The organism is Chroococcidiopsis cubana SAG 39.79, assembly GCF_003991895.1.
Classification (GTDB): Bacteria; Cyanobacteriota; Cyanobacteriia; order Cyanobacteriales; family Chroococcidiopsidaceae; genus Chroococcidiopsis; species Chroococcidiopsis thermalis.
Genome location: NZ_RSCK01000001.1, coordinates 236,327 through 256,693 on the forward strand (window position 1 = coordinate 236,327; position 20,367 = coordinate 256,693).

The 20,367-nt window shown below is 45.3% G+C and carries 16 protein-coding genes and 1 pseudogene; 12 read left to right on the forward strand and 5 right to left on the reverse strand.

Annotated features, from left to right (window positions below; genetic code table 11):
• Positions 1 to 148: 148 nt before the first annotated feature.
• The 3 genes from DSM107010_RS01170 to DSM107010_RS01180 all read right to left on the reverse strand — a co-directional run bounded on the left by DSM107010_RS01170 (position 149) and on the right by DSM107010_RS01180 (position 6,479).
• Positions 149 to 3,271: an efflux RND transporter permease subunit gene (locus tag DSM107010_RS01170; protein WP_106165896.1), complete on the reverse strand. Its 3,123-nt coding sequence runs from the start codon at positions 3,269 to 3,271 to the stop codon at positions 149 to 151.
• 384 nt (positions 3,272 to 3,655) lie between these two features.
• Positions 3,656 to 5,431, reverse strand: a complete 1,776-nt coding sequence (locus tag DSM107010_RS01175) for an efflux RND transporter periplasmic adaptor subunit (RefSeq protein WP_106165897.1) — start codon at positions 5,429 to 5,431, stop codon at positions 3,656 to 3,658.
• 307 nt (positions 5,432 to 5,738) lie between these two features.
• On the reverse strand, positions 5,739 to 6,479 hold the full coding sequence (locus DSM107010_RS01180; RefSeq protein ID WP_106165898.1) for a DUF305 domain-containing protein: 741 nt from the start codon (positions 6,477 to 6,479) through the stop codon (positions 5,739 to 5,741).
• A gap of 588 nt (positions 6,480 to 7,067) precedes the next feature.
• On the opposite strand from DSM107010_RS01180, the gene DSM107010_RS01185 reads away from it, so the two are divergent.
• Together DSM107010_RS01185 and fldA (DSM107010_RS01190) are read left to right on the forward strand one after the other, a co-directional pair.
• Positions 7,068 to 9,161, forward strand: coding sequence for a heavy metal translocating P-type ATPase (locus DSM107010_RS01185; protein ID WP_127022124.1), 2,094 nt, complete (start codon positions 7,068 to 7,070; stop codon positions 9,159 to 9,161).
• Between the two features lie 321 nt (positions 9,162 to 9,482).
• On the forward strand, positions 9,483 to 10,013 hold the full coding sequence (gene fldA / locus DSM107010_RS01190) for a flavodoxin FldA (protein ID WP_106165899.1): 531 nt from the start codon (positions 9,483 to 9,485) through the stop codon (positions 10,011 to 10,013).
• Here fldA (DSM107010_RS01190) and DSM107010_RS41925 read toward each other — a convergent pair.
• Complete coding sequence (locus tag DSM107010_RS41925; RefSeq protein WP_258183772.1) at positions 10,010 to 10,141, reverse strand: hypothetical protein; 132 nt, start codon at positions 10,139 to 10,141, stop codon at positions 10,010 to 10,012. The two genes, fldA (DSM107010_RS01190) and DSM107010_RS41925, sit on opposite strands and share 4 nt — an antisense overlap.
• Before the next feature lie 810 nt (positions 10,142 to 10,951).
• On the opposite strand from DSM107010_RS41925, the pseudogene DSM107010_RS42790 reads away from it, so the two are divergent.
• Positions 10,952 to 11,038: pseudogene (locus DSM107010_RS42790) on the forward strand (flavodoxin FldA); the annotation flags it as partial.
• Between the two features lie 135 nt (positions 11,039 to 11,173).
• Here DSM107010_RS42790 and DSM107010_RS01205 read toward each other — a convergent pair.
• Positions 11,174 to 12,046 carry a hypothetical protein gene (locus tag DSM107010_RS01205; protein WP_106165900.1) on the reverse strand — a complete coding sequence of 291 codons (873 nt, stop codon included), beginning with the start codon at positions 12,044 to 12,046 and terminating at the stop codon, positions 11,174 to 11,176.
• A gap of 301 nt (positions 12,047 to 12,347) precedes the next feature.
• On the opposite strand from DSM107010_RS01205, the gene DSM107010_RS01210 reads away from it, so the two are divergent.
• The 9 genes from DSM107010_RS01210 to DSM107010_RS41025 all read left to right on the forward strand — a co-directional run.
• A complete protein-coding gene (locus DSM107010_RS01210; protein ID WP_106165901.1) occupies positions 12,348 to 12,704 on the forward strand; it encodes a four-helix bundle copper-binding protein in 357 nt (118 codons plus the stop codon).
• Between the two features lie 160 nt (positions 12,705 to 12,864).
• Positions 12,865 to 13,197, forward strand: coding sequence for a four-helix bundle copper-binding protein (locus DSM107010_RS01215; protein WP_106165902.1), 333 nt, complete (start codon positions 12,865 to 12,867; stop codon positions 13,195 to 13,197).
• Between the two features lie 274 nt (positions 13,198 to 13,471).
• Positions 13,472 to 14,122, forward strand: a complete 651-nt coding sequence (locus DSM107010_RS01220) for a DUF305 domain-containing protein (protein WP_106165903.1) — start codon at positions 13,472 to 13,474, stop codon at positions 14,120 to 14,122.
• 172 nt (positions 14,123 to 14,294) lie between these two features.
• Positions 14,295 to 14,489, forward strand: coding sequence for a heavy-metal-associated domain-containing protein (locus tag DSM107010_RS01225; RefSeq protein ID WP_106165904.1), 195 nt, complete (start codon positions 14,295 to 14,297; stop codon positions 14,487 to 14,489).
• Between the two features lie 29 nt (positions 14,490 to 14,518).
• Positions 14,519 to 16,774, forward strand: coding sequence for a heavy metal translocating P-type ATPase (locus DSM107010_RS01230; RefSeq protein ID WP_127022127.1), 2,256 nt, complete (start codon positions 14,519 to 14,521; stop codon positions 16,772 to 16,774).
• Between the two features lie 123 nt (positions 16,775 to 16,897).
• Positions 16,898 to 17,515 (forward strand): cupredoxin domain-containing protein, encoded by a 618-nt coding sequence (locus DSM107010_RS01235; RefSeq protein WP_181246581.1) that lies wholly within the window; start codon positions 16,898 to 16,900, stop codon positions 17,513 to 17,515.
• 83 nt (positions 17,516 to 17,598) lie between these two features.
• Positions 17,599 to 18,012, forward strand: a complete 414-nt coding sequence (locus DSM107010_RS01240) for a heavy metal-responsive transcriptional regulator (protein ID WP_106171571.1) — start codon at positions 17,599 to 17,601, stop codon at positions 18,010 to 18,012.
• A 399-nt stretch (positions 18,013 to 18,411) separates the two neighbouring features.
• Entirely contained in the window at positions 18,412 to 18,924 is a 513-nt protein-coding gene (gene fldA, locus DSM107010_RS01245) for a flavodoxin FldA (protein WP_127022130.1), read from the forward strand.
• Between the two features lie 190 nt (positions 18,925 to 19,114).
• A partial coding sequence (locus tag DSM107010_RS41025; RefSeq protein WP_241994078.1) for an efflux RND transporter permease subunit occupies positions 19,115 to 20,367 on the forward strand: 1,253 nt, incomplete at its 3' end.

Below are 20,367 nucleotides of genomic sequence, written 5' to 3' on the forward strand. Positions count from 1 at the left end.
ACCGATGCTACTCATCCAATTAGGATAGGTAGCGATCGCAGCTAAGAATATAATATGTCTACTAATTCATGTCTCAGGAGAAAGTGAAATCTGGATTAAGTGCCCTAAAAGTTTTCAGTAAACAGGCAACTGTTCAGTCTTTCCAGCATTATTCTGAGATGGCTCCAACTACTTTACTATCTTCTACAATTGAGACGTTTTGCTTAGGAACCAGGAATTTACCAAATTGAGAATACAAAGCTGGAAGAACTAACAGGGTTAACGCCGTGGAAGTAAACAATCCACCTAATACCACAATCGCCAAAGGTTGCAAAATTTCTTTACCTGCACCACTACCAATAACAAGCGGAACCATACCTAGTGCTGAGGTAAGTGCTGTCATTAAAATAGCTGCCAGTCGCTCCATTGAACCCTCAAATAGAACTGCCTTCAAAGGCATTCCCTTGGCTAACTTAGCGTTGTAGTTTTCAACTAGTAGCAAGCCGTTGCGCGTGGCGACTCCAAACAAAGTGATAAATCCCACCATTGAAGCCACGGAAATGACACCGCCGCCCAAAGCCACAGAAAAAATGCCTCCCACCAAAGCCAAAGGTAGATTAATCATAATCATCAGCATGGCAGATATGGACTTGACGGCGAAGTACATTAAGACGGCAATGACGACAATAGCCAAAGCACCAAATAGAAGTAAGTTTTGAGTCGCTCGTTGCTCTGATTCAAACTGACCGCCGTATTGAATAAAGTAACCTGATGGTAGTTGCACTTGTTGTTTAATATTGGCTCGGATATCTTCAATAACAGAACCTAAATCTCGACCGGATACGTTAGCAGAGACAACAATTAACCGAGAAACGTTCTCCCGATTAATCGTATTGGGACCAGTGCCGTAGTCAATATTAGCAACAGATCCTAAAGGAATTTTCTGCCCGTTAGGAGCATCAACTAATAAATTCCTAATAGTTTCTAAGTTATTACGATCGCTTGGTTTTAACCACACTAATAAATCAAATAACTGTTGCTCTCGCAGCACTTGGGAAACGACTTGTCCGTTTAATGCAGTTTCAATCGTTTCTGATAGTTGACCGACTGAAAGACCGTAACGAGCCGCAGCAGAGCGATCGAATTGAATTTGCACTTGTTTAATCGGCACTTGGGGTTCTAGCTGTAAGTCTACGACACCTTGGACGTTGCTCATTGCTGTCTGAACTTCAGCGCCAATACTGCGTAGTTCATCCAGTTCGGGACCAAAAATTTTCACCGCGATCGCACTTCTGACCCCAGATAAGACCTCATCCATGCGATGAGAAATAAAACCACCAATACTAGGAGCAACTCCTGGTAATTTCGCAAATTCTGCTCTAATCTTTTCAATAGTCGCTTCTCGGTCTTTCATTCCTTCATCGCTAATTTCTATATCTACGTGTCCTAAGTTGACACCACCCGCATCTGCGTCTCCTGGCGCACGTCCAGAGCGTAACTGTACCGACTCAATCCGAGGATCGCCCTTAAGCGCCTCTTGAATTGCCATCCCCGACTTGTTCGTGACTTCCAAAGAAACACCAGGGTATAGCAACATAGCATTGACGAGCGATCGCTCCTGAAACTCAGGTAAAAACACTCGTCCTAGCGACGGCAAAACGATCGCGGAGGCGACAAATAAAGCCACTGCGATCGCCAGAATCACACTAGGAACGCGAATGGAAAATCGGAGCAGCGGACGATACAGCCGTTGAGAAAAACGGGAAATCCAAGTTTCTTCCTCTGGTAATCGGCGGTTAGCTAACAAGATGGCACATAAGGCTGGCGAGAGCGTCATTGCTACCAGGGTTGAAGCAAAAATCGATACTAAGTAAGCCACCCCCATTGGGGCAAAAATTCGACCTTCTACTCCAGTCAGCGTAAAAATTGGGGCAAAAACAACAGCGATAATTATCGTGGAGAATAGCACGCTAACGCGCACTTCTACTGATGTGTCATAGACCACTTGGAACGGATGAACTGGATTTCCTGCTAGCTGATTTTTCCGCAACCCTCGGTAGGCATTTTCCATATCCACGATTGAGTCGTCTACCACCGAGCCAATTGCCACTGCTAGTCCTCCCAAAGTCATCGTGTTGATGCCTTGACCGAACCAATTCAAAATTAGCAGTCCAATGAGTATCGATAGGGGAATGGCGCTGAGAGTAATAATGGCAGTACGCCAATTCATCAAAAACAGCACTAGGATAACGGAAACAATAATGATGCCATCCCGCAGGGAATCTTCAACATTCTTAATCGCATCGTCGATGAAGTTTTGCTGGCGAAAAGAAACGGTAACTTTAACATCTTCGGGCAGACTGGGCTGAATGTCTGCGATCGCAGCTTCAATCGCTCTAGTCACTGTCGGAGTATCAGCTTGGGGTTGCTTGTTAACCATGACCACAATCGCTCGCTGACCGTTTAAACTGCCATCACCCCGCTGCAAGGCTGCGCCGATTTGCACGTCAGCTACATCGTTTAGCAGTACGGGATTGCCATTACGGGCAGTAACTACTGACTGCTTCAGCTCTTCGATTGATGAAATTCGTCCAATGCCCCGAATTAATAATTCTTGGTCTGGGTTGACAAGAAAGCCACCAGCCGCATTGGTATTCGCTGCTTGTGCTGCTTCGGTGACTTCTGCCAAGGAGACGTTGAAAGCTTTTAACTTGGCAGGGTCAACCAATACTTGATACTGGCGAATGTCTCCCCCATAAGCGATGACTTGAGAAACACCTGGCACTGCCAGCAGACGGTTAGTGATATCGCGGTCAACCAGTCGCCTGACTTCCATCAACGGCGTAGTCTCGGCAGTAAACGCATATTGCAACACCGTACCAATCGGAGAGCTAGTTGGAGAAATCTGCGGTGGCTCGATGTTTTGAGGCAGCTTACTTTGGGCTTGCTGCAATCGCTCTGTTACCAACTGGCGGGCTTGAAATACATCAGTTTCCCAGCTAAAGATGACCTTGACCACAGAAATTCCAACCGCAGAGGACGAGCGTACCGTTGTGACTCCAGGCGTACCATTAATGGCACTTTCGATTGGCAATGTAATCAAAGATTCTACTTCTTCAGGAGCCAGTCCTGGTGCTTCTGTTTGAATCTCAACCTGGGGCGGCGCAAAGTTAGGAAAAACATCTAAGGGCATCTGCCTCAAATTGTAAATTCCTAATACGGTGACAATGACTGCCCCCAAAACAACTAGCCAGCGTCGAACGATTGACCACTTCAGGATGGAATTGAGCATTTTTCGATTCTAGGTGAGAGATAGCTGCTGTTTGAAACTGCTCATTCTAGCTGGATGAGTAGCGATGTTGGCGATTGGGTACTCTATTCAATTTCCCAAAAGAAGATGAAATTGAGATGAAATCCATTTTGAAAATCGATTTTTTCACGTTTAGTTAATCAAAAACCCTATTGTACCTAGCAGCAAAAACTAAAATATGGCGATTGGAAATAATCTTTGAGCTTGAGACAACTGTTTTTGTAGCAACCAAGGAGAAAATTTGTATTGCTCCAATGTCAAGCCTGAATGTTTAGCATCTTGTCATGTCCAAATCTTCATGGTCTAGAATGAGGCAGCGAGCGACAGTCCTTACCAGGGATTTTGTGGAATTCTGGAAGAAGATCTTTACTTCCGGTCTCTGGCTTCTGACTGCTGGCTCCTTGTATGACGATCGTCGTTCATCAAGGATGATTCGTCACTAGAAACAGATTCTACGCGATCGTCTAGCTTGGGCGTGTAGTAAGTTGTCGATTTGGTAGAACCATTACCATTAGGATATTCATGGGGTTCGTATGCAGGTCCTGTTGATGCTGGGACTAGTTGAGACTTGGTGCGACGACCAGACCAAAAAGCACCCGCTGCAAAAGCAGCAGTACCGATCGCTAATCCTCCTGCTGCTCCTGCCAACCACCAGGGAAATTGCGCTCCCGCTGTTGTAGCACTAGGAGTTGTGCCTTCGTTACTTGCCTTGGGTGCTTCAGCTTCTCCGGCTGAATCTGCTGCTGGAGCTTCTTTTGAGCCTCCCCGTAAAGACTGAGCGTAAAGCTGCGGGGCGCGTTGGGTAACAATTGCATCCCCTTCAAATAAGCCGCTTTTTACCTCAACCATATCCCCAGATGTCTGACCTAAAATCACTTCGGCTGGTTGATAAGCATTGCCATTTTGGATGTAAACCATTTGTTTGCCGTTGGCTTCCACCACGGCTGAGCTGGGAATTGCCAGGAGTGCTGTTGATGTCCGATCTGTTAGCACCTCTAGTTGGGCAAACATCCCTGGCTTCAGGACTCCGCTAAAGTTATCGATCTCGGCTTTGACAGGTACTACCCGCGTCTCGCCTTCCACCACCGAACCAATTACGGTGATGCGTCCTGTGAAAGTCCGATCGGGCATAGAAGCAACTGTGACTTTGACTGGTTGACCCTTTTTAACTTTATCTAAATCTTTTTCGTAGATGTTAGCTGTGGCATAAACCCGACTGTCGTTCACAATTGTCATCAGCTTGCCACCTGCATCTTGGAAGGATTGACCGATAGTGACTTCGCGATCGGCAACTCTACCAGAAATGGGAGTTGTAACTGTTACCAGCCCTTGAGCATTGGCTTTTGCACCCAGTTGTTGCAGTCGAGTTTGATATGCAGTAGTGCTGAGGTTAAGGCGGGACTGAGCTGCCTCCACCTCTGACTGAGCGCGTTTGAGATCGGCTTCGGCTGCAATGACATCTCGACGGCTGTTAGCTGCTGTCAGCTTAGCTTTAGCTTCGGCTAGCTGAGTTTCGGATTCTAGAGCTTGGCGACGGGGAATTGCACCTTTAGTCAACAAAACTTGGTCTTTATCAGACTTTTCTTGAGCAAAGTCTACTTGGCTTTGTGCTTGCGCGATCTCGGCTGCGGCAATTTGTGAGAAACGTTGATAGTTTTGTTGCGCTAGTCTTAAGTCTGCTTGCGCTTTTTGTAAATCTGCTCGTGCCTCTGCCTGCTTTTCCTGAGAAGTGACGCGCAGTTCTACTAAGTCGGGAGTAGATATAACGGCAACGGGTTGACCTGCTTGCACGGCAGCGCCAGGTTGCACTAATAACTGGGCTACTTTAGCTCCTGAAATTGGTGTCGTGACTTCTACTTGCTTGTTGGGCAGAGTTTCAATTTGTCCGGTCGTTTTTAGCCCTACTGTTAGTCGCTGTCGGTTCACTGGCTCTACTTTGATTCCCAGCCGCTTGGCAGTCTCGGCATCGACTGGAATCGAGTCAGTTGTTTGAGTCGCCTCACTTCCTCCTCCTTGAAATTCATCTCCGTGTCCGCCGTGAGCTAACACAGTTATGGGAGCTATGAGGATTGCAAGGCTGACGATCGCCCCAGAGAGGCGGCGAAGCGGTGCAGACGATTGGGGACGGGATGATTTGAGCATCACTAGAAATGTCCTTGTGTACCGTGGGAGCGAAGTTTTCCGTGTTAGCATCTGGGCAGTTCTTTACTTTTTGCCTGAACCTAGCACAGCACTACAACTGCACTACTAAGTATCTAGTTTCTCCTATGCAGATGAAATCAAGATGAAATGGCTACTGGCAATTAGACAAATAATTAAGAGATTATTTCACCTTCGCGATCGCCGCAAAACTTCTCGACTGAGATCGCCTTAGTTGCAAGGAAACTTTGCTGCCATAGCTTCAGACATCGCAGTATAAGCGTTTTCAACTCTACACTGCATTACTGGTTTACTGCTTATACCAAGCTTTGCGCCATTGCTTCATTTGAGCGATCTCTTTTTGTTGTGAAGTGGCAATTTCATTAGCCAATTGTTTAATTTCCGGTCGCTTCGACTTTTGCAAAGCATCTTGAGCCATCATGACTGCTCCTTCATGGTGAGCAATCATCGCATTCATGAAGCGCAAGTCAAACTGAGCGTCAGCAGTTCCCAAGTCCATCATCATTGACATGCTTTGCTGCTGTTGTTTTGTCATTGGAACTACAGGTTTGCCCTCTCCGCCGTAGGCAACAGGCTCTTGACTCGCTTGGGGATACCATTGCTGTCGCCACTTCCGCAGCAGCTCGTTTTCTTCACGGTTTTGGGCAATAATAATGTTGCGCGCCAGGCTCTTAATTTCAGGACGCTTTGATTTTTGCTGTGCTTCTTTCGCCATCGCGATCGCGCCTCGGTGGTGCAGTCTCATCGCATCAATAAACCGCAGATCGTAGTTGGCATCGGCTGGACCAAGATCCATTGCCATGCCACTGCCGTGATTCATCATGCCACTGCCGTGATTCATCATACCGCCTCCATGCTGCATATTCTGCTTGGCATGAGCGTTGGTGGTGCCTGGAGTTTTACCATCTTTCGCCGAGACACCGAAAACAGTAGCAAGTAAACCACCTGTCATCGAGGCGATCGCTGCTAGGGTTAACGCTAAAAACTTAGTTTTCACAGATGTAGGTTGCCTAAACGACTTTGTACTCATAAATCTATTGCTTAAGAATTTCCTTTCTCATTATGAAATCTCCTGTTGGCTGGAGAGTCAACAGTTAAGTTTGCCACCATAACTGACTGCTATAGCAAGACAATGATTTCGCTCAGAAGAGCGATTGAATTGCCCTAAATATTAAGTATTGCAAAACAGGATGAAATTTGGATGAAATCCTTTATCCATTTATCCATTACACGCGATCGCATCGCTGGCTCGACAAAGCAATGTCAATGCCTGCGTTAGTGAGAAAAACTAACAAAATCATTTAAGTATAAAATGCTACTTTTTATTCTTCATGGTAAAGACAGCATACGGCGATGAAATTAAGATGAAATGCTTATCTTTCAATAGAAAGAAATTGCACTCTTACTTAAGAACGATGTATTAGCAGTATCCACGTTTTATGCTGAATTTGCCTTTGGCTCTATGAGTTTAACAAACTACAAATAACTTAAAGATTGCAGTTAGAGCGGGTATTCTGTACCTGCTTTAAGGTGAACAGATTGTTAAGATGGATGATTCTTATACGTTGTTTTAAGAGTCTTAAACTATCTACATTTTTCTCCACTTCTAGAGAGACTTATGCAACGCCATCACGAGGATCACGGGCATCAGCAACCCCAGCAAGAATACGTTGGACATGATGAACATCAGAGGCAACTTGCTGATGTCCGTCAGGATTTGCATGAAGCTCGACAGCAACATTCCCACCACGATAAGCACGCAGGTCATCGTCCAGAAATCTTTCAGCGACGATTCTTCATCTGTCTGGTGCTAAGTTTACCAGTGCTTTACTACGCACCCATGTTTCAGATGTGGTTCGGGTATCGCGCGATCGCGTTTCCTAGTTCAGAGTGGGTTGCCCCAATTCTCAGTACAGTTATCTATTTTTATGGCGGTTGGGTTTTTCTGCGAGGGGCATGGCGTGAATTACGCAGCAAGATTGGCATGATGACGCTGATTGCGCTTGCCATCACTGTTGCTTTTATTTATAGTCTCGCTGTTTCATTTGGACTGAGAGGCGAACCATTTTATTGGGAATTGGTAACACTCGTTGACATCATGCTGCTAGGGCACTGGATCGAGATGGCATCGGTTCAGGGAGCAAGTCGAGCCTTAGAGAATTTGGCCCAACTCGTGCCTACCGTAGCGCATCGTTTGGTGAATGGACGAATTGAGGATGTTCAGGTCGATACACTACAACACGATGACTTAATTCTAGTTCGCCCTGGCGAACAAATTCCAATCGATGGCGAAGTCACAGAAGGTGCTTCGAGTGTGAATGAAGCTTTTCTCACTGGTGAATCTCGCCCAGTCACCAAGCAAGTTAATGATGAAGTGGTTGCCGGAGCCGTAAATGGAGATGGCGCATTGACCGTGAAAGTCACTCGAACAGGTGAACAAACCACCCTTAGCCAAATCATGCGCCTCGTTGAGGAAGCGCAAAGCTCTAAAAGCCGCTATCAAGCATTAGCGGATCGATTAGCGTATTGGTTGACACTGATTGCGATCGCAGTTGCAACGCTGACCTTCATTGTTTGGCTGGCATTCGGTCCTGATAGTACTTTTGCAATTAATCGCGCCGTAACAGTATTAGTGATTGCTTGTCCGCACGCATTAGGCTTAGCGATTCCACTGGTGATTGTCAATGCAACAGCGATGTCTGCGAAACATGGGATTTTAGTTCGCAGTCGAGAAGCATTTGAGCGAGCAAGAAATATTCAAACGATTGCGTTTGATAAAACTGGAACATTAACAGAAGGACGATTTGGAGTTCAACGGATTTACACAGATAAAATTGATGAACTCAAAGCGTTAGGAATTGCGGCAACGCTAGAATCGCTCTCCGAACATCCTCTGGCTCAAGCGATCGTGCAGGAAGCAGATCGTCACCAGATTCAATTTACAAAAGGCGAAGATTTTCAAGCAATTCCTGGTAGCGGTGTGGAAGGCACGGTAAACAACCAACGTTATCGAGTCGGTAGACCCGAATGGGTGCGCGAATTGAAGCTGGCATTCCCAGCAGCCTTACAAGCAGGATTAGAGCAAAGTGAGTCGCGGGGAGAAAGCGCGATCGTCCTCATGGACGAGCGGCAAGTGCTGGCTGTTTTTGGATTAGCCGATCGAGTGCGGGAACCTGCAAGAGAAGCAGTCGCAAGATTGCAGGAAATGAATGTGCAAGTGGTGATGATTACGGGCGATGCAGAAGCGGTTGCCAAGACCGTTGCTGAGGATTTGAACATCGATCGCTACTATGCCCGCGTGCTACCGCAAGATAAAGCCTCAATTATCCGCAGACTCAAAGCCGAAAAACCGACTGCGTTTGTGGGAGATGGGATTAATGATGCGCCTGCTCTAACCGAGGCAGATTTAGGACTGGCGATCGGGGCTGGGACCAATGTCGCAATCGAATCCGCAGATTTGGTATTAATCAATAGTAGTCCCCTCGATGCCACCTATGCATTGAAGTTGGCAAAAGCAACCTACAACAAAATGCTGCAAAATCTGTTTTGGGCAACGGGTTACAACATTATTGGCATTCCTTTAGCCGCAGGAGTCGCTTATTCCTTTGGAATTCTCTTATCTCCAGCAGTAGGCGCTATCTTCATGAGCGTTTCGACCGTTGTTGTTTCAATCAATGCCATGTTATTACGTCGGCTTAGGCTCAGAGGCTGATCTTGCTTGATTTGAGCTGCTCTCTAGGATTAACCGACCCTTAATTCAATAACGCACACAAAAATGAAATCGTTATGAAATGCTTGTCTGCCCGAAAAATGAGATCGGAATTATCTCGGTAGCAAGAGGGGATGTGACCTCGATCGATGTAAGTTCGAGATAGATGACCTGCTCGAAATTGAGCAAGATAAGAACGTTTTTGATTAAAGGGACAACTCCAAAAGAATCGCAACTCAAATCTAACAGTTGATTGTAAAAGGGGCTGCGATCCTTTAGAACTTAGCGAATAGCACTCAAATTTAATCTAGAAGGAAGTGTAGTATGTCAAAGATTGGCTTGTTTTACGGAACTCAAACAGGGTATACTCAAACCGCAGCTGAGATGATTCAGCAAGAGTTTGGTGGAGAAAATGTTGTAACGTTATATGACATCTCCAAAACTGAACCGAGTGATTTTAACGACTACGACTACATTATTATTGGTTGCCCAACTTGGAACGTGGGTGAGCTTCAGGATGACTGGGGTAACTTCTTTGATCGGTTAGACGAAATTGATTTTACTGGCAAGAAGGTTGCTTATTTTGGTGAAGGCGACCAAGTAGGTTATGCTTATTCATTCCAAGATGCAATGGGAATTTTAGAAGAGAAAATTTCAGAACTTGGTGGTGAAACAGTTGGTTACTGGTCTACGGAAGGCTATGATTTCACGGAGTCGAAAGCAGTTCGGGACGAGCGGTTTGTTGGGCTTGCTTTGGATGAAGACAATCAATCCGATTTAACTGAAGAACGAATTAAAACCTGGGTCGCGCAACTAAAACAAGAATTTGGTTTACAGACGGAAGCTACGGTCTAAATCCGCTTTCTTTGAGTAATTTGCTCCACAATCCAAAAGGAATCCAAAAAGTTAGAACGGGTAAAATCATCAACTGAAGCACGGGTAGCATCCCGACCTCTAGAAGGGAAGTCGGAGCGTGGCTTCACTATAGTTCCACCTACCCATCACTAAAGCAATCCACTCGATTAGTGCTGCACTGATTAGGCGAACACCTGCGATCGCTAGAATTCTTACGCCACAGTAAGAGTAGCAATGTGGTAGCAATCACTGTCAAATTTACAGAACCACAATGAGAGAGAAAGCGATCGCGACGAACCCTAAAAAGTTGTGCCGCTAGCTGAAATAACTGCCACTACCTTTTGCTCAATAGCATACTAATGGCGCTGTTGCCACTACGGGGATATAGAACAGTGAAATAAATATTGAGCAGTGCTAGAAGCACTAGCACAATGCCAACTGCTTTCGACAGCCAGTCCATATCTAAGTTTTTTCCTACGCTAGATTAATGGTTATTGATGTGATTCACTATAAATAAAAAAAATAGATGCCCACCTTTCAAGCGGTAGAATTTTGTAACATGTATATCGAAATGAAATTAGCGTGAAATTCCTGTTTATCAAAAGACAGAAATTTCGCTCTTTTACAAGAGCGATAAAAACTGCACTTATAACCTCCTAGAGTATAAAACGCTCTTCTTTTATTGCAATGGCGTAGGCTGCCTCTGCCTAAAGGTTTGAGGTAATAGAAGTGCCCTGCTTGTCTTTTTCCTCGCGACTCTCTTAAGAATAGACTCTTTCTGATGGAGGAAGTATTTATTTATCAAATACGTAAAAAATAAGAAGTAATTTACAATTGCACTTGCAGATTACCGCGCAAATATTCCTAGTAGAAACTTGAAAAGAGGAATAATGGCAAAAAGCAGTTTATTTTTCGGGATTCAAACCAGCAATAGTCCGGCATTGGATGAAGATAATCAATCCAATTTAACGCAAGAGCGCATCAAATCTTGGGTAAATCAACTGAAACAAGAGTTTGGCTTTTAGAAAGAATATTAGCTTTATTGTTAACCTTGAAAAATATTTCAATCTTGGAACCGTGAACTTCAGCATTGTTGCTTGTCTTGAAGCTTACGCTCTTCAACTAACGAAAAGCTGCGATCGGCTCAAGTGGGCGATCGCCTAATTCTTGTCTTCAAAAGATTTTAAAGAACGAAATATCAATCGATCGAGGGATACGGTATATTCTTGCCGTGTCCGGTCGTATTTAACGCTATACGAAGTGGGATAATATGCGCTCTTGGAGTATACTTCTGGAAGTTTTATAGCTTCGGTAAAATTCGGTTGTGTTTCTAACCAAGATTTGGTCAACATCGGTTCTCCAAAGACGATTTCTCCATTGTATGTTCCGTAGATGAATGTCTTGGTGAAGGGTAAACCCTGAAATTCTGAGGATTTACTGTCAATCCAATGCCTTCCTTCTCCAGGAGCAGGATTAGTAGGTTCTGGGATGTAATCTATTGGAATCGATTTCTTTAAGGGTGACTTGTATACCTTAATCAAATCGTCTCCATTTGCCGTAATTTTCTTTCGTTCCTCAGCACCCAGCGAGTAGAAATGAAAGTCAAAGTGAGGAGGATTGTAGATCCCAAGTGGTTGATGCCCTTGTGGATTCCAAGTGATGACAACATAGCGGAACGCTGAAGCAGAGGCTTCTGACGGTAGCGAAAGCTCGTATTCGTGAGGTGTTGCTGGCAGATTTAACGGTGCTTCTTTAGTAAAAGTCACGCCAATTATTAAGGAATTCTTCTTACCATCAAGCATGATAAAGGAGCGGATAATTCCATCACCTAACCGTTCTGTTTTGCCGTAGATTTGGATATTTTGCCCTAACTTGGATGCAGTAACAGTATTAGTGGCTGTGAAGGTAAGAGCAGAAAAGAGACTGGAGACATGCTCTGTCAATCCTGGTAGGAACATAACGATTATAGTAGTAGCTACCAGTAGAGTAATAACTTTTTTATTAGTAATTTTTCTAGAATCTGTATTAGTCATAAAAAAGTTGTAATTTAGCTGCTCGTCTTCTTACTAACACCCGTTACTCACTACTCTTATATCTACATATTCTCACAGAAGAATGAAATTAGCGTGAAATATTCGTCATCGTGTATTGAATAACACAGATATCACATGGAGATGAAATTTGGATGAAATTGCTGTATCTCTACAGTAATAAATGCGCTCCGTACCATTAGTGCCATTAGAGAGACGCGAGTGCGTTTGCCACCTTCTAAAGTAAAGCTACAGAAGCATAATGACTGCTTCATTTCGTTTTTAAAGCTTTTGGAGGAGAGTTATGACAGTATCTCAATCTCATCAATCCCAACTTGAAACTTGCATTCAGGCTTGTCTCGATTGTCTGCGCGAGTGTGAAAACTGTGCTACTGCCTGCTTAGATAGCGATATGGTACAGATGATGGCTCACTGTATCAAGCTGTGCCGTGATTGTGCTGACACTTGCGACATCTGCGCTCGTTTTATGTCCCGTAACTCCGATCTGCACGGTCAATTATGCAGCGTCTGTGCCGAGGCTTGCGATCGCTGTGCGGCTGAGTGCGAGAAGCACGACCACGAGCACTGCAAGCGCTGCGCTCAGTCCTGCCGTCGTTGCGCCGAGTCCTGCCGTCAGATGGCTACAGCTATGGCTGCGTAAGTAGATCGCGATCGCCGTCTGCCTATTGAGTGGGCAGACGCATTACTATGACGAGCGCCAAAATCTGTTTCTAGTAGTACTCGATCGCCTTGATTCTCCAGCTAACTAGAGACTTTAAGCTCGATCGGGAAGTTGTACCAGAACGTTAGGAGAGTTACTCATGCCGCATCAAAATTACCAATCGATTGTAGATGCTGCCGTTCACTGCGCCTATGAATGCGAACACTGTGCAGATGTATGTCTTGGCAGTATGCCCGAATGCGCTCGCCTATGCCGCGATTGTGCAGACATCTGCTGGGCTTCTGCTGCTTACATCAGTCGTGGCTCGCGCTTTATCCCTCAGATCGTTCGCTCGTGTATCGAAATCTGCGAAGCATGCGCCACTGAATGCGAGAAGCACAAAGATAATCCCCATTGTCAAAAATGCGCTCAAGCTTGTCGGCGTGCTGTTGAGGAATACCGCAAGGTTGCTAGCGTTGCAGGCATAGCTTAATTATCCAAAGGCAGAGAGGTAGAGCACTATTGTTACTGCCCAAATTGCTTCAAACGGCAAATATTTTAGGGACAGTACTATCGCGTGCAATAACTGAGATCGCTACAGATTTTGAAACCGCATGTCTTTAACTCTTGCCACAATCTGTTGCGAACAGATCTACCTCACTGCTGACTCTTTAGTCAACTGCACAAAATAGCTTTAAGTCAAAGCTACTCACACTAAAAACTAGCAAAAGTACCAAAATTATCTGCGATTTGAATATCATCCAAAAATGAACAAAAACAAAAAGTTTGTTATCTACAGTCTTGTTGCTTTACTGACAAGCACCTCTATTACAGCTTTTTCTCTCACCGACAGAGCTAAAGCCCAAGAGCAGATTCAGGCGCAAATCCCTCGTTCGGCAGAGCGTAGGATGGACATGAGGACTGAAGTAGATAAGCCTTTTATCGAAATGATGATTCCTCACCATCAAAGTGCTAATGAAATGGCTCAAATGGCTCTAAGCCGAGCCAAAAGCCCAGAAGTTAAAAAGCTGGCTCAGTCCATTATTGAAGAGCAAACCCGTGAAATTGAGCAGATGCAAACTTGGTATAAACAGTGGTATGGCACTGAAGTACCTACTACTGAAATGAACATGGGAATGGATAGTGGGATGGATGAGTCAATGATGCAAGCCATGATGCAGATGGAGATGATGGACAGGGAAATGATGGAAGCGCTGGAAAATGCCCAGGATTTCGATCGAGAATTTCTCCGTCAAATGACTCGCCATCACCGCATGGCAACGATGATGGCTGGCTTAGTTGTTAACAGTGCCCAACACCGTGAAATTCGTAATTTAGCTGAAAATATTATTGAGAGTCAAAGTGCTGAAATTGCCCAAATGCAGCAGTTGCTCCAGGCAATGAACAACCGTAGTTAGCCTAATAAGCGCTCGCTTACTACGTTATTACTGGTTTTGAATAGGAGCTTGGTTTTGAGCTAATCAAGCTCCTACTTTTTGTCCTCACAAAAATTCTTTCTCCACCCCCTTGACTCTCCAGCCAACTAGAGATTGCAAGATGGAGTTAGTTAAACCAAAGGGGATTTGAACCATGACACTCCAATTAAAAGTTCCCAACATGGCTTGTTCAGCTTGTGGACAAACGATTACCAAGGCAATCAAAGCAATCGATCCTACAGCTATAGTTCAGACAGATCCAAAAACCAAGCAGGTTAATATCGAAACCCAGGTATCCCAAGCAGCCGTAAAGGAAGCCATTACCGCTGCGGGCTACTCAGTTGCATAGTTACAGTTGCATCTGCCAAGGAGTCAAAAATGGAAAACGCTAGCCTGAAACTAAGAGGCATGAGTTGTGCCTCCTGTGCGAATAATATTGAAGATGCCATCCGCTCTGTTCCTGGGGTGAGTGAGTGCAGCGTCAACTTTGGTGCAGAGCAAGCGACAGTCACCTATGACCCTAATAAAACTGGCGTAGCAGCAATTCAGGATGCAGTTGATGCGGCTGGCTATTCTGCTATAGCCATGCAAGACGACGTACTTGCTCCAGAAGACGATACGGAACGTCAGACGCGGCAAGCGGAAAATCGCCACTTGACCCGCAAGGTCTGGGTGAGCGGTATTATCAGTGCCACTCTAGTTATTGGGTCGTTGCCTGCCATGACGGGGGTATCTATCCCCTTCATCCCGATGTGGCTGCACAATTCCTGGTTACAGTTGGTGCTAACCGCTCCGGTACAATTTTGGTGTGGCGCATCATTCTTCATCAATGCCTGGAAAGCCCTCAAGCGCCATACCGCTACAATGGACACGTTAGTGGCAATCGGTACGGGTGCGGCTTACTTATATTCCCTGTTCCCCACCTTCTTGCCTGGGTGGTTTATCGCTCAAGGTCTTAGACCGGATGTTTATTACGAAGCCGCCGCCGTCATCATTACTTTAATCTTGCTGGGAAGACTCCTAGAGAATCGCGCTAAAGGACAAACCTCAGAAGCAATTCGCAAGCTGATGGGATTGCAGGCTAAAACAGCACGCGCGATCCGCAACGGTCGAGAAGTAGATGTTCCCATTGCCGAAGTGGTTTTGGGCGATATCGTCTTGGTACGTCCTGGGGAAAAGATTCCCGTTGATGGAGAGATCGTAGACGGTGCTTCTACCATTGATGAGTCGATGGTGACAGGTGAAAGCTTGCCTGTGAAAAAGCAGTCTGGCGATGAGGTGATTGGTGCGACGATCAATAAAACCGGAAGCTTTAAGTTTAAAGCAACAAGAGTTGGTAAAGACACCTTCTTAGCGCAAATTGTCAAGCTCGTACAGCAAGCCCAGGGTTCTAAAGCACCGATTCAGCGATTAGCAGACCGAGTAACGGGATGGTTCGTGCCTGCGGTGATTGCGATCGCAATCGCCACCTTTATCATCTGGTTCAACGTTATGGGTAACGTCACGATGGCGTTGATTACCACTGTTGGCGTGCTGATTATTGCTTGTCCTTGTGCTTTGGGTTTGGCTACACCAACTTCGATTATGGTGGGAACGGGTAAAGGTGCAGAAAATGGCATTCTGATTAAAGGTGCAGAAAGTCTGGAACTAGCGCACAAACTGCAAGCGATCGTGCTTGATAAGACGGGTACGATTACGCAAGGTAAGCCAACTGTAACGGACTTCGTAACGGTTAATGGTACGGCAAATAGTAACGAGCTAAAATTGTTACGCCTAGCAGCATCTATCGAGCGCAATTCCGAGCATCCTTTAGCTGAAGCAGTGGTGCAATATGCCCGTTCTCAGGGAGTTGAACCAACTCAAGTACGAGAGTTTGAAGCAGTTGCAGGTAGCGGCGTGCAAGGATACGCATCCGATCTCCTGGTACAAATTGGTACTCATCGTTGGATGAATGAGTTGGGGATCGATACTAGTCAATTGCAGCAACAATGGGATCGGCTGGAGTATTTGGGTAAAACAGTTATCTGGATTGCGATCGATGGTACAGTCCAAGGAATTATGGGAATTTCCGATGCCGTCAAACCTTCTTCTACTGGGGCAATCCGCACGATGCAACGGATGGGATTAGAGGTGGTGATGCTGACGGGCGACAACCGCCGTACCGCAGAAGTTATTGCCCGTGAAGTGGGGATTAAACGAGTCTTTGCTGAAGTTCGTCCCGACCAAAAAGCCGCTCAAGTAGAAAGTCTCCAGGCAGAAGGCAAGATTGTGGCAATGGTGGGGGATGGCATTAACGATGCACCAGCCTTAGCTCAAGCAGATGTGGGAATTGCCATCGGTACGGGAACGGATGTGGCGATCGCTGCTAGTGACCTGACGCTCATTTCTGGCGATCTGCAAGGTATTGTGACGGCGATTCAGCTCTCGCGAGCTACCATTCGCAACATCAAACAAAATCTGTTCTTTGCTTTCATCTACAACGTGGCTGGAATTCCGATTGCCGCAGGCATTCTCTTTCCTTTCTTTGGTTGGTTGCTCAGTCCGATTATTGCAGGTGCGGCGATGGCGTTTAGTTCTGTCTCTGTCGTGACGAATGCATTGCGGTTGCGTAACTTCCATCCAAAAACAAGTTGAAAAGCGATCGCACGATCGAGGAGAAGTAACAATGCTCAAGCAAGTGCTATTTTTCAGTACGTTAGCAGGATTTGGATTTCTGTTGGGCGTAATTTCAGGAGCGATTGTCTAGGAGGTTTTCCAATGGTGAATAAAAGTGCGATCGTCGGTAGTATTGCCAGTTTAGGATTGATATTTGGGATGACTTCAGGTCAGGCAGTTGCACAAATGCCTCACGAAGGAATGCAACACTCCGAACCAGAGGGCACCAGTCAGTTTGAGCGCATCGAACAACCGTTATGGATAAAAGGTGCAGTTACGGTTGGTGGCTTGGGATTAATCGGGCTAGAACTGTGGTGGTTCTTGCTCAGCAAGCCTAAATCTCGTCAGGCGACAACTCAAGCAGGAATTCAAGAAGTTACAGTTACGGTAGATGGTGGTTACGAACCTAGTCGAGTTGTCGTGAGTGCAGGTCAACCAGTTCGGCTCAACTTCTACCGTAAAGATCCTAGCAGTTGCCTCGAAGAAGTCCGTTTTCCTGATTTTCACATTGCTCAAGAGCTACCCCTCAACCAAGTCAAACCTATTGAGTTTACACCCAACAAACCAGGTACTTATACTTTCACCTGCGGCATGAATATGTTTCGAGGTGCTATAGAAGTTCAAGGAGCTAATTCTACTATCGAAGTACAACCATCCAGTGTTGACAACAACGAGAAAGCATCTGCCCTTTACTCTGCTGACATGCATCACCGTTCATAAATCAATGTGCATCCTCTTGTCTCTCCAGCTAACTGGAGAGTTTAGGATAGAAATGACTGAGTTTGCCAGCAGAGGAACTGAATATGTTAGTTCAAGAACAGACAAAATTAATTGGTTCAGTTGCTAAGGAAAGTGGCGTACCAATCAAAACAATTCGCTACTATGAGGAGCTAGGTTTGCTCAAAACATCGGGGAGAACGGAAGGTGGATTTAGAATATTCAGCTCTGATGTTTTAGTTCGTTTGAACTTTATTAAACGGGCGCAGCGACTAGGGTTAAGCCTAGCAGAAATTAAAGATTTTTTAGATATTTACGATCGCGGCGAGCTACCGTGCGATCGTGTCAAGATTGAGTTGGAAGATAAGGTTTCCCAAATCGAGAAACAAATCCAGCAGCTACAGATTCTCAAGTTAGAGTTACAAGGGCTACTCTCTGGTTGGAAGACTATACCGGAACATCCTGAAGAGACGATTTGCCCGATTATTGAACGTGCGTAGAGCGGCACTTGGGCATTAAAATCTCAAGTTTTCTCTTTCACCTAAAAGCTGAATATGATTTGAGTTGTGAAATACTTCAAAACTGAATAGTTAGAAAATCGTAGGTATATTCTCGATTTTCTTTATTTACTGGCGATCGCTCTGCCAGTTAGCTACGTTAACCTTAAAAACTGTGCTGAAACAGCAATAAACGTAGTTTGACAAACAGTTGTCAGCCGCTTCTAGGTTTAGTTGAGCACCTTTGTAAATATAGCTTTTACATTTAGTGCTTCTTTCAATTAAGCACTATCTATTTCATGCCTCAAAACTTTATCACCAGTTAGATCTTTTTTGGTTTACCCTTGACTCTCCAGTCAGCTAGAGAATTTAAATTAGTTTTAGTTCTAATGAGGAAAAGAAATGACTAAGATTGGTTTATTTTTTGGAACTCAAACCAGCAACACGCAAACTGCGGCAGAAATAATTCAGAAAGAGTTTGGCGGAGATAGTGTTGTTGACTTAAATGACATTTCCAAGGCTGAAGCAAGTGATTTTGAAGGCTATAACTATATCATCATCGGTTGTCCTACCTGGAATATTGGCGAGCTGCAAAGCGATTGGGAAAATTTTTACGATGAACTTGACAATATCGACTTCACGGGTAAGAAAGTAGCTTATTTTGGTGAAGGCGACCAAGTAGGCTATCCCGACACTTTCCAAGATGCTATGGGTATGTTGGAAGAAAAAATTGCCGAACAAGGTGGCGAAACAGTTGGCTATTGGTCTACAGAAGGCTATGAATTTACTGATTCTAAAGCCTTACGCGATGGGAAATTTGTCGGTCTGGCATTGGACGAAGATAATCAATCCGATTTAACGCAAGAGCGCATCAAAACTTGGGTGAGTCAACTGAAGCAAGAGATTGGTCTATAGGAGGCGTTTGCAGGTAGCTCGTCAAACTAAGAAGCATTGAACGATACGCTAGGTTGACTAACCTCAGCCAGGAAAAGTCCTCTTATTTTCAGGTGTGTTGGCGAAAGATAGTGCACCAATTCTTCCTCGCAAAGCCAATCCTCCCCTACTTCACCAACCGCGATCGCCCTGATTCATCAAGATGTAAATCATGTTCGTCGATTTCTTCATCAAGCGACCCGTCTTCGCTATTGTCTGCGCCCTCATCATCTTGCTAGTCGGACTGATTAGCATCCCCACGTTACCCATAGCACAGTTTCCCAACATCAGCCCAACGCAAATCGTCGTCAGGGCAAACTATGTTGGGGCAAGTGCCACAGTTGTAGAAGAAACGGTGACAAATGTATTGGAACGGGAGATTAACGGCGTTGAGGGCATGAGATACATAGCTTCAACCAGCAGCAACGACGGTACTAGCAACATCACCGTTACGTTTAGGTTAGGGTATAATCCCGATACCGCATTGGTGAACGTTCTCAATCGAGTCTCTGTAGCCGAACCGAGATTGCCTCAAGTGGTACAACAAACTGGAGTATCCGTCAGCAAGCAATCGAGCGCAGCTATTTTAGGAATCGCAGTTTACAGCCAAGAGTCAGACAAATACGACGAGAACTTCATCAGCAACTACATGGATCTCTACGTCCTAGATAGCTTAGAAAGAGTTGAAGGCGTGAGTAATGTTGCTCGGTTTGGCGAGCGCCGCTATGCTATGCGACTGTGGCTGAACCCACCTCAGATGGCAAGTCGAGGCTTGACTACCCAAGACGTGGTAGATGCGCTCAACGAGCAGAACATCCAGTTAGGAATCGGACGTATTGGGCAACCACCTGCCCCCAACGAGCAGCTATATCAAATTGACGTACAAGCTCAAGGTCGGCTGAAAGAAGCAACCGAGTTTGAGAATTTGGTGTTGAAAACGGGTGCAGATGGTACGCTGGTGAAGCTCAAGGATGTAGGCAGAGCAGAATTAGGAGCCGAAGATTACAGCTCTACAGCTAGCTACAGCAATCGCAAGGCAGTTGGCTATCAAATCTTTCAGCTTCCTGGCAGTAATGCTTTGACTGTTGCTGATGGAGTTAAAGCTGAGTTGGTGCGACTGGCAAAGGATTTTCCCCCAGGTATTGTCTATGAAATTCCTTATGATGCAACTCTATTTGTCGAAGAGTCGCGTCAAGAGGTAGTAAATACTTTGTGGCAAGCGATCGCCCTCGTCGTGCTGGTGATTTTCGTTTTCTTACAAGACTGGCGTGCTAGCCTGATTACCGCGATCGCAATTCCAGTTTCTTTAATCGGCACTTTTGCATTCGTTAAAGCATTCAATTTTTCCATCAACAGCCTGACGTTGTTTGGCATCATTCTGGCAACTGGAATGGTAGTGGATGATGCCATTGTCATTGTCGAAGA